The following is a 15,922-nucleotide window of genomic DNA, read 5'->3' as shown; positions in this document are numbered from 1 at the left end:
GTCACCGCCGCGCCCGCTTCCGCTTCCGGGCCGGCGATGAGCCGAGCCAGTCCTGGATGGCCGCGGCGGTCTCCGCCGCGTTGGCCTCGACCAGGCTGAAGTGGTCACCGGGGACGGTCACCACGGTGTCCGCGTGGCTCCAGGTGGTCTGCCAGGCCGTCGACGGCTCGGCGTCGCCGAACCGCTCCTGTGGCCGGACCAGCAGCGTCGGCACCTCGATGTCGGACACCTCGACGTCCGGCAGGAGGTTGAGGTACCTGGCCATCGCGGTCAGCTTGGTCCGGTCGAACGGCGCGTGCTCCGACTCGTGCTCCAGCATCCCGGCCGCCAGATCGATCATGACCTGGTCCAGCGCGGCCTGCTCCCCGGCCGCCGACTCGCCGACGGCATAGGTGTCCAGCAGGACGACCCCGGCCGGCGCACGGCCCGACCGGGCGAGCAGACCGGCGACGGCGTACGCGAGGATCCCGGCCGAGGAGTAGCCGAGCAGGGCGTACGGCTCGTCGCCCGCGGCATGGCGCACGCCCGCCGCCAGCACCTCGATCGCCGCCCCGGCGGAACCGGGCAGCGGCTCGCCGGCGGCGAAGCCGGGCATCGGCAGCACCGACAGCGCACGCTCGTCCCGGAAGTGCCTGGCCAGCCGGGCGTACTGGTAGGCGCCGCCCAGCGCGACCGGGGTCGCGAAGCACAGCAGTCGCGGTGTGCCGCCCTCGGCGAGCGTGACGGCGGGCGGTGCGGCGCCGAGGTCGGCCAGCGACTCGAAGGAGGGTCGCAGGTTCGCCGCCGAGCCGAGCAGCGAAAGGCCGTCGCGCACCTTCCCGGCCCGCACGGCCTCCTGGAACAGTCCGCGCAGGGAGTCCTCGGTGGCGGCCACGGCCGGCGCCGGCCTCCGGTCCAGCTCGTCGGCCAGCCGTTCGGCCAGCCCGGCCGGGGTCTGGTGGTCGAAGACGACCGTGGCCGGCAGCCGCAGTCCGGTGGCCGCGTTGAGGCTGTTGCGTAGCTCCACCGCCGTCAGCGAGTCGAAGCCCGACTCGAGGAAGTGCCGGTTCTCGTCGATCGCGTCCGCACCGGCGTACCCGAGCAACTCGGCGGCGTGTTCGAGGACGAGCGTGGTCAGCGCCCGTTCACGGCTCCGGGCCGGGAGCCCCGCCAGGCGCTCCCGCAGGTCGGCCGGGTCGGTTCCGGTCGAGCGGGCAGCGCTGCGTCGGGTCGGCGCCACCAGTGCCCGGAACAGATGCGGGACTGCGCCGGTTGGCGCGGCCTTGTCGATCGACATGGGTGCCAGCAGTGCCTCGGGACGTGCGGTGGCCGCGTCGAAGAGCGCGAGGCCCTCCTCGTCGGACATCGCGAGCATCCCGTTGCGGGTCATCCGCGTCCGGTCCGTCCGCGCGGCCATGCCGCCCCCGGCCCACAGACCCCAGGCCAGCGACTGAGCCGGCAGGCCATGCGCGTGACGGTGCGCGGTCAGCGCGTCCAGCACGGCGTTGGCGGCCGCGTAGTTGGCCTGGCCCGCGTTGCCGAGCAGGCCGGCGGCGGAGGAGAACAGCACGAACGCCGACAGGTCCGCGCCCTCGGTCAGTTCGTGCAGTGCCAGCGCGCCGTCCACCTTCGGACGCAACACCGCGGCCAGTCTCTCCCGCGTGAGCGTGCTGAGCGTGCCGTCGTCGAGCACGGCGGCCAGGTGCACGACCGCGGTCAGCGGACGTTCGGCGGGAATCGCGGCGAGCACGCCGGCCAACGTGTCCCGGTCGGACACGTCGCAGGCCGCCAGGGTGACCGTCGCGCCCAGCTCGGTCAGCTCCGCCACGAGATCGGACGCGTCGCCGCCTCGGCTCACCAGAACCAGGTGCCGGACCCCTCGCTCCGCCACGAGGTGGCGGGCAAGCACCCGGCCGATGGCACCGGTCGCGCCGGTGACCAGCGTGGTCCCGTTCGGGTCGAACACGCTCGCCGGCTCGCCGGCGCCGCTTCCGCGGACCAGCCGGGCGCCGTGGACGACGCCGTCACGCACGACGACCTGGGGCTCGCCGCAGGCCAGCGCCGCGGGCAGAGACCGGGCCGGGTCGGAGTCCACGTCGACCAGCGCGATCCGGCCGGGGTGCTCCGCCTGGGCCGACCGCGCCAGGCCCCACAGGGCGGCGCCCGCCAGGTCCGGCACGTCCTCGCCGGGCAGCCCCGCGGCGCCGCTGGTCTGCACGACGAGCCGTGTGTCGGCGAGGAACTCGGCGCCGGCCCACTCCTGGAGCAGGGCGAGCAGATCTCCGGCAGCGGCGTGGATTCCCGCTGCCGTGCGACTCGTCGCGCCGGTACGGTCGACCACGATCACCTCCGGCGGCAAACCGCCGGCGGCGACCAACGCGACCAGGTCGGCGTGCGACCCGACCGTGGCGACGCGACCGGGTGCGGGCGCCGAGCCGATCGTGACCGGCGACCAACGCAGGCCGTACAGGTTCTCGTGCGCCGCGCCGCGTGCCGCCGGCACGTCAACGGCACGCAGCACCAGGGACGCCACCGATGCGACAGGCCGGCCGGCCGCGTCGGCGAGCATGATCGACACGGTGTCGGCGCCGAGTGGACGCACCCGTACCCGAAGCCTGGTCGCGCCGGTCGCGTACAGCGCGACCCCGGTCCACGCGAACGGCAACCCGGCGGCCACGGTCACGTCCTCGCACAGGCCGACCGCGTGCAGCGCGGCGTCGAGCGCGGCAGGGTGCAACCCGAACCGGCCGTCCGGCACACCGTCCATGCTCACCTCGGCGAACACCTCGCCGTCCCCGCGCCACGCGGCCCGCAGTCCGCGGAAGGTCGGCCCGTAGCCGAAGCCTGCCTCGGCCAGCCCGTCGTACAACCCGTCCACCGCGAGTGGTTCGGCCCCCGCAGGCGGCCACTCGGTCAGCCCGCCCGGCTCCGGCCCGGCCTCGGGCGCCAACAACCCGGTGGCGTGCTGGGCCCATGGCGCGTCGTCGACGTCGCTTCGGGAATGCACGGTCAGCGGGCGCAGACCCGACTCGTCCGGCGAGCCGACCGTGACCTGCAGCCGCACCTTGCCCCGCTCTGGCAGTGTCAGCGGCGCCTGCAGGGTCAGCTCCGCCAGCTCTCGGCAGCCGGCGTGGTCGCCGGCCAGCAACGCGAGTTCGACGAACGCCGCGCCGGGGAACACGCTCACCCCGCCGACGGTGTGCTCGGCCAGCCACGGGTGGGTGGCGGTCGACACCACGCCGGTCAGGGTCACGTGGTCGGAGCCGGCGAGCGACACCGACGCGCCGACCAGGGGGTGGTCCGTGGCGTCCAGCCCCGACGCGGCCGGTGCGCCGGCACCACGCTGCGCCTTCATGTCGACGTCCGACCAGTACCGCTTCCGGTCGAACGCGTAGGTCGGCACCGGGACCCGCACGGCGTCGCGGCCGAGGAACAGCCGCGCGCCGTCGATCGCCATGCCGGCCGCGTACAGCTGCCCCGCCGCGAGCTGCACAGCGACGACCTCGGGTCGTTCCCGGCGCAGCAACGGCACCACGAGGGCGCCCTCGGCACCGGCCAGGCAGGCGCGGGTCAACGCCGAGAGCGTGCCGTCCGTGCCGAGCTCGACGAACCGGTCGACCCCCGCGTCTTCGAGGGCACGCGCGGCGTCCGCGAACCGGACCGGTTGGCGGCAGTTGGCCACCCAGTGCTCGGGGTCGGTCAACTCGTCAGCCGCGGCGGCGCCGGTGACGGTCGACACGACCCGAAGATCGGGCCGCTCGTAGGTCAGCTCCTCGGCGATCTCCCGGAGCTCGTCCAGGATCTCGTCCATGACCGGCGAGTGGATCGCCTGCCGGATGGCGAGACGCCTGGTCCGGCGGCCGAGCCCGGCCCAGTGCGCCGCGAGCGCGGTCACCGGCTCCTCCTCGCCCGACACCACGACCGACCGCGGGCCGTTGACGGCCGCGATGCTCGTGCGTCCGGTGAGCATCGCCGCCACCTCGTCCTCGGTCGCCTCGATGGCGACCACCGCACCGCCGGGCAGCTCCTGCATCAGCTGCCCTCGGTGCGCGACGAGCTTGACCGCGTCCTTCAGCGACAGGACCCCGGCCACGTGCGCGGCGGCGATCTCGCCGACCGAGTGGCCCATGACGTGGTCCGGCCGCATGCCCCACGACTGGAGCAGCCGGTACAGCGCCACCCCCATCGCGAACACGGCGGCCTGGGTGTAGCTGGTCTGGTCCAGTGACCGCGAGGCCACCGAGCCCTCCCTGGCGAACATCACCTGGCGCAGCGACCACCCGAGGTGGCCGTCGAACGCCGCGCTCACCTCGTCGAGGGCCTGCGCGAACGCCGGGAAGGCGGCATAGAGGTCCCGTCCCATGCCGGGGCGCTGGGTGCCCTGGCCGGGGAACAGGAACGCGGTCGTTCCGGCCCTCGACGAGGTGAGCGAGGTGCCGACCACCACGTGTCGCGGCGCCGCCTCCCCCTTCGCGAGCGCGGCCAGTCCGGCGAGGAGCTCCTCGCGGTCGCCTGCCACGGCCGCGCGGTGCTGGCCGGCGGGGCGCCGGATGGCCAGTGAGTACCCGATGTCCGCCGGGTCCAGCTCGGGATGGGCTGTGACGTGCGCGTGCAGTCTTTCGGCCTGCGCGGGCAGGGCCTGCTCGGTCCGCGCGGACAGCAGCCACAACGCCGACCCGCCGGAGCGCTCCCCGGCCCGTGCCGGCTCCGCGACCCGGTACGGCGCCCCGTCCTCGATGATCAGGTGCGCGTTGGTTCCGCTGTAGCCGAACGAGGACACGCCTGCGCGGCGCGGGCGGTCGTGCTCCGGCCAGTCGATGGTCTCGGCGAGCAGCCTGACGCCGCCGGACGACCAGTCCACGTGCGGGGTCGGGTGCTCCGCGTACCGCGTCATCGGTAGCCGGCCGTGCCGCATGGCCATGACCATCTTGATGACTCCCGCGACGCCGGCGGCGGCCTGGGTGTGCCCGATGTTCGACTTGATCGACCCCAGCCACAGCGGCCGGTCCGCCGCGCGGCTCTGGCCGTAGGTGGACAGCAGGGCGTTCAGCTCGATCGGGTCGCCGAGCTCGGTGCCGGTGCCGTGCCCCTCCACCGCGTCCACATCGGACGGTTCGAGGCCGGCGACGGCGAGGGCCCTGCGGATCACCCGTTCCTGCGCCGGACCGTTGGGCGCGGTCAGCCCGTTGGACGCGCCGTCGGCGTTGACCGCGGACGAGCGCACGACTGCCAGCACCTCGTGGCCGTTGCGCAGCGCGTCGGACAGCCGTTCCACGACCAGCACGCCGACGCCCTCGCCCCAGCCGACGCCGTCCGCTGCCGAGGAGAACGCCTTGGACCGGCCGTCAGAGGAGGTGCCGCTGCCGTCGAAGTGGGCGAACGGTTCCGGCGAGGCGAGCACGGCGACACCGCCGGCCAGCGCCAGCGAGCAGTCACCCTGGCGCAGCGCCTGGCCGGCGAGATGCAGTGCCACCAGGGACGACGAGCACGCGGTGTCGATCGACACGGCGGGCCCCTCGAGGCCGAACAGGTACGCGACCCGGCCGGACGTCACGCTGCGCAGGCCGCCGGAGCCACGGAACAGGCCGTTGTGCTCCAGCCTGCCCAGTGGACCGGGGTCGTAGTCGGTCTGCATGACGCCGACGTAGACACCGGTGTCACTGCCCCGCAGGGACGGCGGGTCGATCCCCGCGCGTTCCAGTGCCTCCCAGCACGCCTCCAGCAGCATCCGCTGCTGCGGGTCCATCATCACCGCCTCGTTCGGGCTGATCCCGAAGAACGCGGCGTCGAAGTCGGTGGCGTCGGACACGAACCCGCCCTCGGCCTTCTTGCCCGCGGCCTCGATCATGCCGACCCAGTGGTCCAGGTCCCACGCGCGGTCGGTGGGGAACGGCGTGAAGCCGTCCGCGCCGGTGGACACCAGGCGCCACAGGTCCTCCGGGCTCGCGATCCCACCGGGGTAGCGGCAGGCCATGCCCACGATCGCGATGGGCTCGTCGGACACCGCGATGGTCGGCGCCGCGACCTCGACCGCCTCCTCCAGATCGCCGAGCAGCGTCTGGAACAGGTACTCGGCCAGGTCCGCGATGGTCGGGTAGTCGAAGACCAAAGTGGACGGCAGCCGCAGGCCGGTGACGGTGGCGAGCCGGTTGCGCAGCTCGACGGCGAGCATGGAGTCGAAGCCGAGGTCCTTGAACGCCCGCTCGGCGTCGACGAGGTCGGCGGAGCCGTGTCCGAGGACCGCGGCGACATGGCCGCGCAGCATGTCGGTCAGTCCGGTCATCCGCTCGGCGGCCGGTAGCCGGACGAGGCGGTCGACCAGCGACTCGGCCCGCCCGGCGTCGGCAGCGGCCGCCCGCCGCACGGGCACCAGCCCGCGCAGGACGTCGGGCATCGCGTCGGGGTCCCGGCGGAACGCGTCGAGATCCAGCTTGACCGGGACCAGCGCCGGTTCCGGAGTGGACAGCGCGGCGTCGAACAGCTCCAGGCCCTCCACCACCGACATGGCCGGTAGTCCGGGCCTACCCACGGTGCCGGCTGATCCGGCCATGCCGTCGTTGTGCGCCCACTGCCCCCAGGCCAACGACTGGGCCGGCAGTCCTCGGGCGCGGCGGTGCTCGGCCAGGGCGTCCAGGAACGCGTTGGCCGCGGCGTAGTTCGCCTGACCGGGCGCGCCGAACACCCCGGCCGCGGACGAGAACAGCACGAAGGCGGCCGTCTCGGTGACCAGCTCGTGCAGGTGCCACGCGGCGTCCATCTTGGGCCGCAGCACCGTGTCGAGCCGTTCGGGCGTCATCGCGGAGAACACGCCGTCGTCCAGCACACCCGCGGCATGCACGACCGCGCCCAGCTCCCGGCCGGTCAGGAGGGCGGCGGCCGCCGCCCGATCGGCCAGGTCGCAGGCCGCCACCTCGACCTCGGCGCCCAGTTCGGACAGCTCGGCGACCAGCGTGTCCACCTCGGCGGCACGCGGGCCCTGCCGGCTGACGAGCAGCAGCCGCCGCACGCCGTGCCGCGCCACGAGATGCCGCGCCACCAGCCGGCCGAGCGCACCGGTCCCACCCGTCACGAGGACGGTGGATTGGCTCGCACCGATCGCCGACGAGTGGGCCTCTGCCGGCACGCTCACCCTGGCCAGGCGGGGCACCAGGACGGACTCGTCCCGCACCGCGACCTCGGGTTCGTCGGCCGACACGATCGCCGGCAGCCGGTCGAGCACGTCCTGGCCGTCAGCGGACACGAGCACGATCCGCCCAGGGTTCTCCGACTGCGCGGACCTGATCAGGCCACGCACCGCCGCCCCAGCCAGGTCGTCACCGGTGAGCACGACCAGCCGGGACGAACCGAACCGCTCGTCGGCGAGCCAGCGCTGCACCCCGTCCAGAGTGCTGTGGGTGGCCGTGCGTGCCGCGTCGGCGTCCATCCCACCGGCGACCCGGAGCACGACCACGTCGGGGACGGCGCCGGTGGCTCCGTACTCACCCACCGACAGCTCGGCGGCCGTGGGCAGGGCGATCCGTGTCCATTCCGTCCGGAAGAGCGCCTCCCCTGCGATGCCCTCCTGGGAGGCCGCGGCCAGTTGCTCGCCGGTGATCTCCCGCAGCGTCAACGACTCCACCGACGCGACCGGCTGCCCGGACACGTCGGTGAGCTCGAGGGACACCGTGCGCTCGCCGGCCGGCCGTACACGAACCCGGACCGCGGCGGCCCCGGTGGCGTGCAGTTCCACCCCGGACCAGGCATAGGGCAGCGCCATGCCCGAATCGCCCGCGCCGCTGAGCCCGGCCGCGTGCAGCACCGCGTCGAACACCGCGGGGTGCAGGCCGAACCGCTCGGCGGCGGCGTGCGCGTGCTCGGGCAGGCTCACCTCCGCGCAGATCTCCTCACCCAGCCGCCATGCCGCACGCAGGCCCTGGAACAGCGGCCCGTAGACCAGTCCCCGACCAGCGAGCAGCGGGTAGATCCCGGTGAGGTCCACCGGCTCGGCGCCGGCGGGTGGCCAGGCTTCCTGCTCGACCGGTCTGGTCGCCGGACCCGTGAGCCGGCCGGTGGCGTGTCGCGTCCACCGGTTCGAGCCGACCAGGTCGTCGGCGCGGGAGTGGATGCTCATCGGGCGCGCGCCGTGCTCGTCCGGCGGACCCACGCTGACCTGGACCTGGACCGCGCCGTTGGTGGGCAGCACCAGCGGGAGGTGCAGCGTCAGCTCGTCGACCCTGGGACAGCCGGTCCGGTCCCCCGCACAGACCGCGAGCTCCACGAAGGCCGTGCCCGGCAACAGGACCGAGCCGCCGACCTCGTGCTCGGCGAGCCAGGGGTGGGTGCCGACGGAGAGCCGGCCGGACAGCACCAGCCCGTCGACGTCGGCGAGGAGAGTGGCGGCGTTGAGCAGGGGGTGGTCCACCGGCTCCAGCCCGAGGGAGGCCGGGTCGCCGCTGGACGCGGTGAGCCAGTAGCGCTCCCGCTGGAAGGCGTAGGTCGGCAGGTCGACCGGCCGCGCGCCGAGCTGGCCGAACCAGGCCGTCCAGTCCGGCACCACGCCACCGGCGTGCAGCCGGCCGAGCGCGGTGACCAGTGCGAGGTCCTCCGGCATGTCCTTGCGTAGCAGGGAGATCCCGACGTGGCGGGCCAGGCGCTCCGGCGGCCCGGTCAGGCAGTCCGGCACCATCGCGGAGAGCACGGCGTCCGGCCCGAGCTCGACCCAGCGGTTCACGCCATCGGCTTCGAGCGCACGCACCGCGTCGCTGAACCGCACCGTGTCACGCACGTGGCGGACCCAGTGGTCGGCGGAGCAGAGGTCCGCGTCCACGGCCGGCCGGCCGGTGACCGCGGAGATCACCGGCAGGTTCGGCGGGGTGTAGGTGAGCCGTTCGGCGACCTTCCTGAAGTCCGCCAGCATCGGCTCCATCAGCGGCGAGTGGAAGGCGTGGCTCACCCGCAGCCGCCTGGTCCGGCGACCCCTGCTCTCCAGCGTGGCCGCCAGTGCGACGACCGTGTCCTCGTAGCCGGAGACCACGACGGCGGCCGGGCCGTTGACCGCGGCGATGGCGACCCGCTCGTCCAGCAGCGGCCGGACCTCGTCCTCGGTGGCGGCGACGGCCACCATGGCCCCACCGGCCGGCAGCTTCTGCATCAGCGTGCCCCGAGCGGCGACCAGCTCGGCGGCGTCGGTCAGGGACAGCACCCCGGCCACGTGCGCGGCGGCGAGCTCGCCGATCGAGTGCCCTGCGACGAAGTCCGGGATGATCCCCCAGGACTCCAGCAGCCGGTACTGCGCGACCTGGAGCGCGAACAGCGCGGCCTGCGTGTACCCGGTCTGGTCGAGTGCGTCGTCGTCGAGCACCGAACGCAACGGGCGGTCCAGGTGCTTGTCCAGCTCGGCGAGGACCTCGTCGAACGCGGCGGCGAACACCGGGTGCGCCGCGGCGAGCCCGGTGCCCATCCCCTGCCGCTGCGATCCCTGGCCGGAGAACAGGAACGCCGTCGACGACTCACCCGCGGCGGATCCGGTGATCAGCCCGGGGGCGTCCTCGCCGGCCGCCATGGCGTGCAGACCCCGCATCAGCTCGGCACTGTCGGTTCCCGTGACCACGGCCCGGTGCTCGAACGGCGACCGGCGGGTCGCCAGCGTGGCGCCGATCCCGAGGGGATCGAGGTCCGGCCGCTGGTCGAGGTGGTCCACCAGCTGGGCCGCCTGCGCGCGTAGCGCCGGCCTGGTCCGGGCGGACAGCACCCAGGGAACCGGGCCCGGTGTGGACTCCGTGCCCGGCTCGCTGTGCGCAGGCGCCTCCTCGAGGATCACGTGGGCGTTGGTGCCGCTCATACCGAACGAGGACACCCCGGCCCGGCGGGGGCGACCGTCCTCCCGGGGCCAGGTGACCGGTTCGGTGAGCAACTCCACCCGGCCGGCCGACCAGTCGACGTGCCGGGTCGGCTCGTCCACGTGCAGGGTCCTCGGCAGCAGCTCGTTGCGCAGCGCGAGCACCATCTTGATGATTCCCGCGACCCCGGCGGCGGCCTGGGTGTGCCCCAGGTTGGACTTGACCGAACCCAGCAACAGCGGCCGCTGTGCCGGTCGGTCCTGGCCGTAGGTGGCGATCAGTGCCTGTGCCTCGATCGGGTCGCCGAGCGTCGTGGCCGTGCCGTGTGCCTCGACGGCGTCCACCGCGTCGGCGGACAGCCGGGCGTTCGCCAGGGCCTGGCGGATCACCCGCTCCTGCGCCGGACCGTTGGGTGCGGTCATCCCGTTCGAGGCGCCGTCCTGGTTGACCGCGGTGCCGCGGACGACCGCGAGCACCCGGTGGCCGTTGCGCCGGGCGTCGGACAGCCGCTCCAGCAGGAGCATGCCGGCGCCCTCCGACCAGCCGGTGCCGTCCGCGGACTGCGCGAACGCGCGGCAGCGGCCGTCACTGGACAGCGTGCCGTCCATGCTGAACTCGACGAAGGTCCGGGGCGTGGCCATCACCGTGACGCCACCGGCGAGCGCCAGCGAGCACTCCCCCTGCCGCAGTGCCTGCACCGCCAGGTGCAGTGTCACCAGCGAGGAGGAGCACGCGGTGTCCACGGTGACCGCCGGTCCTTCCAGACCGAACGTGTAGGACAGCCGGCCGGACACCACGCCGGAGGAACCGTAGCTGCCCGGGTAGTTGTGGTACATCACGCCGGTGAACACCCCGACCGGCCGCCCCCGGACGGTGTGCGGGGGGATTCCGGCCCGCTCCAGCGCCTCCCACGAGGTCTCCAGCAGCAACCGTTGCTGCGGGCACATCAACAGCGCCTCACGCGGGCTGATGCCGAAGAAGTCGGCGTCGAACTCCGGTGCCTGGTGCAGGAAACCGCCGTCGCGGACGTAGCTCGTGCCCGGCCGCTCCCCTGTCGGGTCCCAGAGCCGGGCGAGGTCCCAGCCCCGGTCGGTGGGGAACGGGCCGACCCCGTCCCCGCCACCGGCGAGGAGGTCCCACAGCTCCTCTGGCGTGGTCACCCCGCCCGGGTACCGGCACGCCATGCCGACGATGGCGATGGGTTCCCGGCCGGCGTCGGTGAGCTTCTTGTTCTGCCCACGCAGCCGTTCGGTCTCCTTCAACGACGTGCGGAGAGCACGGAGCAGTTTGTCTTCGGAGGTGTTCACACGGCCTCTTTTCACCGGCGTCACGTCGCACAGAACTACCGAATATCTCCGACACCGTATGAGCGGAAACCACGCGGTCCCACCCCTAGCAGGCCCCTAAAGGTGGTCGCCGGCGATCCCACGCGAGCGAAGATCGACCGTCCACAACGTTAGGGGTTGTTCGCCGGACGCCGCATCGGTCACATTCGAGCGGAAATCGAAGGCTCGAGCAGGTCCGCCCCTCCCAGGCAGGATTCCTATGCATTCAACGATGAACCGCCTACTGGTCGTCGCGGCCCACGGGGACGACGAGACGCTCGGTGCGGGCGGCACGATCGCGAGACTTGCCGACGAGGGCGTGACGATCGGCCTGTGCGTGCTGACGAACGACGACGGATCCCGGGCCGGCGTCAGGAAAGGCGTCACGAACCGCGGTTCCGCGATCGAGACCGCCGCGAAGATTCTCGGCATCGAACGGGTCCAGGTCAACGAGTTCGGCGACAACCGGCTGGACACCGTCGGTCAGCTGGAGCTGAACCGGGTGGTGGAGCGCGAAGTCCGGGACTTCGAGCCGGACGCCATGTTCACCACGGCACTGTCCGACCTGAGCCATGATCACCAACTGGTCAGCCGGGCGGCCCGTGTGGCCGGCCGGTCGGGACGCAGCGGCGTCCGGGAGATCCGCGCGTTCGAGGTCCGGTCCGCAACGGACACCGGCGAGGCCGCCGGCATCTCCCCGGGCTTTCGCCCGAACTACTGGGAAACGCTGGACGAGGACCACCTCGAACGCAAGCTGTCGGCGCTGCGGGCCTACGGCGAGGAGCTCGAGGAGTGGCCGAACCCGCGCAGCGTTCGCGCCGTGCGTGCCCTGGCCGAGTACCGGGGATCGCAGGTCGCCGTGCCACTCGCGGAGGCGTTCGAGCTCATCCGGATCGTCCGGTAGACATCGACAGGAATTGAGTGAGAAATGCCAGAATCTGTCGCAACGCGGCCCATCTCGTCGGTCGCCGTCGTCGGGATGGGCTACGTCGGGTTGCCGACCGCGCTCGCACTGCACGCCGGTGGCTTACGCGTGCTCGGGATCGACTCCGCCCCACAACGCCTGGCCGCCATCTCCTCGCGTGACATCGACCTCATCGAGGCCGACCGGCGCCGACTGGAGTCGGCGTTGGGGACGGACGGTTTCGAGCTCACATCGGACTCCTCCCGGGTCGCCGAGGCGGACGCGGTCATGGTGTGCGTGCCGACGCCGGTCGACCGCCACCAGCTGCCGGACCTGACGGCGCTGCGGGACGCCTGTGACACGCTGGTGCGGCACGCCCGGCCCGGCCAGACCATCGTCCTGACCTCGACCAGCTCCGTCGGCACGACCGCGACCCTGCTCGTGGATCCGTTGACGGCCAACGGCTTCACGGTCGGGGAGGACATCTTCGTCGCGTCCAGCCCTGAGCGGATCGACCCGGGCCGCAGCACGCCGACCCAGCGCGAGGTACCCCGGGTGGTCGGCGGCGTCACCGAGGCCTGCACCGCCAGGGCGGTCGGCCTGTTCAGCGTGCTCACCGCGACCGTCCACACGGTACGGTCGGCGGAGGCGGCCGAGCTGACCAAGCTGTACGAGAACACCTTCCGCGCGGTGAACATCGCGCTGGCCAACGAGTTCGCCGACATCTGTGCCGGCCTTCGCCTCGACCCGATGGAGATCACGGCGGCGGCCGCGACGAAACCGTACGGGTTCATGGCCTTCTACCCGGGGCCCGGTGTCGGCGGCCACTGCATCCCCTGCGACCCGCACTACCTGCTCTGGCAGCTGCGGGCGACCCGCACCCCGGCGCCACTGGTGAACCAGGCCATGAACGCCATCGCCGAACGCCCCAGGCAGGTCGTCGACCGGTTGATCAACACGCTGTCCCGGGACGGAAAGGGAATCGCTGGCCGGCGGGTGGTGGTCGTCGGCGTGAGCTACAAGCCCGGCGTGCAGGACGTACGGGCCTCGTCCGCGCTGGACATCATCGCCTATCTTCTCGACGAGGGCGCCGTGGTCGACTACTTCGACCCGCTGGTGCCGCAGGTGACCCTGCACGACGACAGCAACATGAAGAGCTCCGTGCAGCCGAACGGCGCGGACTGGGACGTGGCACTGATCCACACCGTCCACACCGGACACGACTACAGCTGGCTGTCCGGCTGCCCCATGGTGATCGACACGACGTACCGCTTCGACACGGGCGCCGGCAAAGGACAGTGGCCATGCGTAGCCTGATCACGGGCGGAGCCGGCTTCATCGGCTCACACCTCACCGAGCACCTGCTGGGCCTCGGGCACGAGGTCGTCGTCCTGGACGACCTCAGCACCGGCAGCGAGCACAACCTGGCCACCGTCCGCGACGACCCGCGACTGCGCTTCGTCCGCGGCTCGGTGTGCGATCCCGACGCCGTCGAGCGCTGCATGGACGGGGTGACGGCGGTCTACCACCTGGCCGCCGCGGTCGGCGTGTTCACCATCCTCGACAAGCCGCTCGAGAGCCTGCGCACCAACCTGGCCGGCACCGAGACGGTGCTGGAGGCCGCCCGCCGCCACGACGTGCCGATCCTCGTCGCCTCGACCAGCGAGGTGTACGGCAAGAACACGACCGCCGGTCTGTCCGAAGAGGACGACCGGATCGTCGGCTCTCCGCTGAAGAGCCGCTGGTCCTACGCCGAGGCCAAGGCACTGGACGAGACCCTGGCGTACCTGTACCACGTCGAGCACGGCATCCCGACGGTGATCGTCCGCCTGTTCAACACGGTCGGCCCTCGGCAGACCGGCCGGTACGGCATGGTCATCCCCCGCTTCGTACAGCAGGCCCTCACCGGCGCGCCGGTCACCGTCTTCGGCGACGGGCAGCAGGTGCGCTGTTTCTGCCACGTCCTCGACGTCGTCCCCGCCCTGGTGGCCCTGCTGGCGGACGAGACCGCCCACGGCGCCGTCTACAACCTCGGCAACGCCGAGCAGATCACGATCTCCGCGCTCGCCGGCAAGATCATCGAAGCGACCGGCTCCCACAGCGAGATCGTGAAGATCCCCTACACCGAGGCCTATGGCGACGGCTACGAGGACATGCAGCGCCGCGTGCCCGACTGCACCAAGGCCCGCGACCGGGTCGGCTTCCGACCCCACCACACCCTCGAGGACATCATCCGCGCGGTCATCAAGGACCGCCGCCCGGCGACCTGACCTCCCTCACTTCTCCGACGGCACGGCCATCTCGCCGAGGCGGGACCAGTCGTCCTGGGGAATGGTCGCGTTGACGATCCGCGGCGTCTCCGCGAGGTGCGGCGGCAGCGTCCGTTGCGCCGCCCTGAAGTGCTCGGACTGAACGTGCGCCGCGCCGGCCTCGTCGTCGCGGAAGGCCTCCACCAGCACGAACTCGGTGGGGTCGGCGAGGCTGCGCGACCAGTCGAACCACAGACACCCAGGCTCGGCGCGGGTCGCCCGCGTGAACTCGTCGGTGATCTCGGGCCAGTCGTCCGCATGTTCCGGCAGCACACGGAACTTGGCGGTAATGAAGATCATGCCACTCCTTTCGGTTCGCGTGCACGTTACCGCCGCACACCGACCCCGGAGTGAGGTCACACCGGGTTCCGGTGGACACGTGGACCTGATGGGGGCGTGACTCGATGGGAAGTCGCGGTGGATGTCCTACCGGGCGATCCACCGCGAGGTGATCCGTGCCCGGGCCGCCCGCGGCACGGCCGGACGACCCGCCGCCCGGCCGTGCCGCGCGGTACCGGCAGCTGCTCGCGGGCAGGAACGCCCTGATCCTGTTGGACAACGCGGTCTCCGCCGCGTCGGCCCGCGGCCCCGCACCCAACATCGCCGGTCGCCGACCTGGCCGCCGCACTGGCACTGCTCGCCCCGGGCAACGCCCCGGCCCGTTACGTCGCGCTTCACGACGGCAGGGCGATCGCCGCCGGCTCCACTCCCGGCGCGGCCGCGATGGCCGCAAACCGGGCAGCACCGGGGATCACCCCGGTGCTGGTGCTGAGCGAGCAGCACGTCAAGCGTCGAACCGCGTCGTCCCATGGGCCGTGGGTCGGTTGGTCCTGAGCCAGCCGGTCAGTTGCTCGGTGATCGTGCTGGTGACGGCGGGCAGGTGCTCGGTGAGGTAGAAGTGACCGCCGGCGAAGGTGGAGACCTCGCAGGGGGCGGTGGTGTGGTTGTGCCACGCGCGGGCCTCGTCGAGGGTGGTCACCTCGTCGGAGTCGCCGGCCAGCACGTGGATCGGGCAGGTCAGGCGCTGGGTGCCGGTGTGCCGGTAGGTTTCGACGGCACGGTAGTCGGCCCGGATCGCGGGGAGCACCATGCGCATCAGCTCCTCGTCACCCAGCAGGCTCGTGTCGGTGCCGCTGAGCGAGCGCAACGCGGCGACGAGACCTTCGTCGTCGCGTCGGTGGAGCATTTCCGGGCGCCAGCGGGTGGGGGCGCGACCGGCGGACGCGAACAGGCCCAGCGGCATCACACCCGCACGTTCCAGGCGGCGGCCCACCTCGTAGGCGACGGTGGCGCCCATGCTGTGGCCGAACAGAGCGAACGGCCGATCGGTCCAGGCGGCCAGCTCCCGCGCGACCAGGTCGGCCAGCTCACCGAGGTCGTCGACACAGCGTTCCGCTCGGCGGTCCTGGCGGCCGGGGTACTGGATGGCCAGTACCCCGGCCGCCGGCATCAGCGCACGGGACAGGGGGAAGTACCAGGTGGCGGCGCCTCCCGCGTGTGGGAAGCAGACCAGCCGGACCGCGTCCTCCGGCGCGGTGTGGAACCGCCGGACCCAGGAGCCGACACTCGTCACCGTCACAGGGGCAC

General features: G+C 72.7%; 6 protein-coding genes. 3 read left to right on the top strand and 3 right to left on the bottom strand.

Translation table 11 applies throughout. The annotated features are described in order from the left end of the window. Window position 1 precedes the first annotated feature (1 nt). Complete coding sequence (locus tag VF106_RS06490; protein WP_330838650.1) at window positions 2-11,104, bottom strand: SDR family NAD(P)-dependent oxidoreductase; 11,103 nt, start codon at window positions 11,102-11,104, stop codon at window positions 2-4. 250 nt (window positions 11,105-11,354) lie between these two features. On the opposite strand from VF106_RS06490, the gene VF106_RS06485 reads away from it, so the two are divergent. From VF106_RS06485 to VF106_RS06475, 3 genes are read left to right on the top strand one after another with little or no spacing between them, the layout of a single operon-like run. Next, window positions 11,355-12,026 carry a PIG-L deacetylase family protein gene (locus VF106_RS06485; RefSeq protein ID WP_330838649.1) on the top strand — a complete coding sequence of 224 codons (672 nt, stop codon included), beginning with the start codon at window positions 11,355-11,357 and terminating at the stop codon, window positions 12,024-12,026. Window positions 12,027-12,050: 24 nt separating this feature from the next. Then, window positions 12,051-13,343, top strand: a complete 1,293-nt coding sequence (locus VF106_RS06480; protein ID WP_330838648.1) for a nucleotide sugar dehydrogenase — start codon at window positions 12,051-12,053, stop codon at window positions 13,341-13,343. Beyond that, complete coding sequence (locus tag VF106_RS06475; protein ID WP_330838647.1) at window positions 13,331-14,296, top strand: NAD-dependent epimerase/dehydratase family protein; 966 nt, start codon at window positions 13,331-13,333, stop codon at window positions 14,294-14,296. Before VF106_RS06480 ends, VF106_RS06475 begins: the two co-directional genes overlap by 13 nt. A 6-nt stretch (window positions 14,297-14,302) precedes the next feature. On the opposite strand, the gene VF106_RS06470 is transcribed toward VF106_RS06475, so the two are convergent. Both VF106_RS06470 and VF106_RS06465 read right to left on the bottom strand, forming a co-directional pair. Beyond that, entirely contained in the window at window positions 14,303-14,635 is a 333-nt protein-coding gene (locus VF106_RS06470; RefSeq protein ID WP_330838646.1) for a putative quinol monooxygenase, read from the bottom strand. 484 nt (window positions 14,636-15,119) lie between these two features. Next, on the bottom strand, window positions 15,120-15,914 hold the full coding sequence (locus VF106_RS06465; protein ID WP_330838645.1) for a thioesterase II family protein: 795 nt from the start codon (window positions 15,912-15,914) through the stop codon (window positions 15,120-15,122). Between the last annotated feature and the right edge of the window lie 8 nt (window positions 15,915-15,922).

Origin of the sequence: Actinophytocola sp. (assembly GCF_036378875.1) — a bacterium.
GTDB lineage: Bacteria > Actinomycetota > Actinomycetes > Mycobacteriales > Pseudonocardiaceae > Actinophytocola.
This window is presented reverse-complemented; position numbering and strand designations above follow the sequence as displayed.

Excerpts from the sequence above, each read along its gene's own strand:
- VF106_RS06480 (WP_330838648.1), top strand. The coding sequence starts at position 12,051 with ATGCCAGAATCTGTCGCAACGCGGCCCATCTCGTCGGTCGCCGTCGTC.
- VF106_RS06475 (WP_330838647.1), top strand. The coding sequence starts at position 13,331 with ATGCGTAGCCTGATCACGGGCGGAGCCGGCTTCATCGGCTCACACCTC.
- VF106_RS06470 (WP_330838646.1), bottom strand. The coding sequence starts at position 14,635 with ATGATCTTCATTACCGCCAAGTTCCGTGTGCTGCCGGAACATGCGGAC.
- VF106_RS06485 (WP_330838649.1), top strand. The coding sequence starts at position 11,355 with ATGAACCGCCTACTGGTCGTCGCGGCCCACGGGGACGACGAGACGCTC.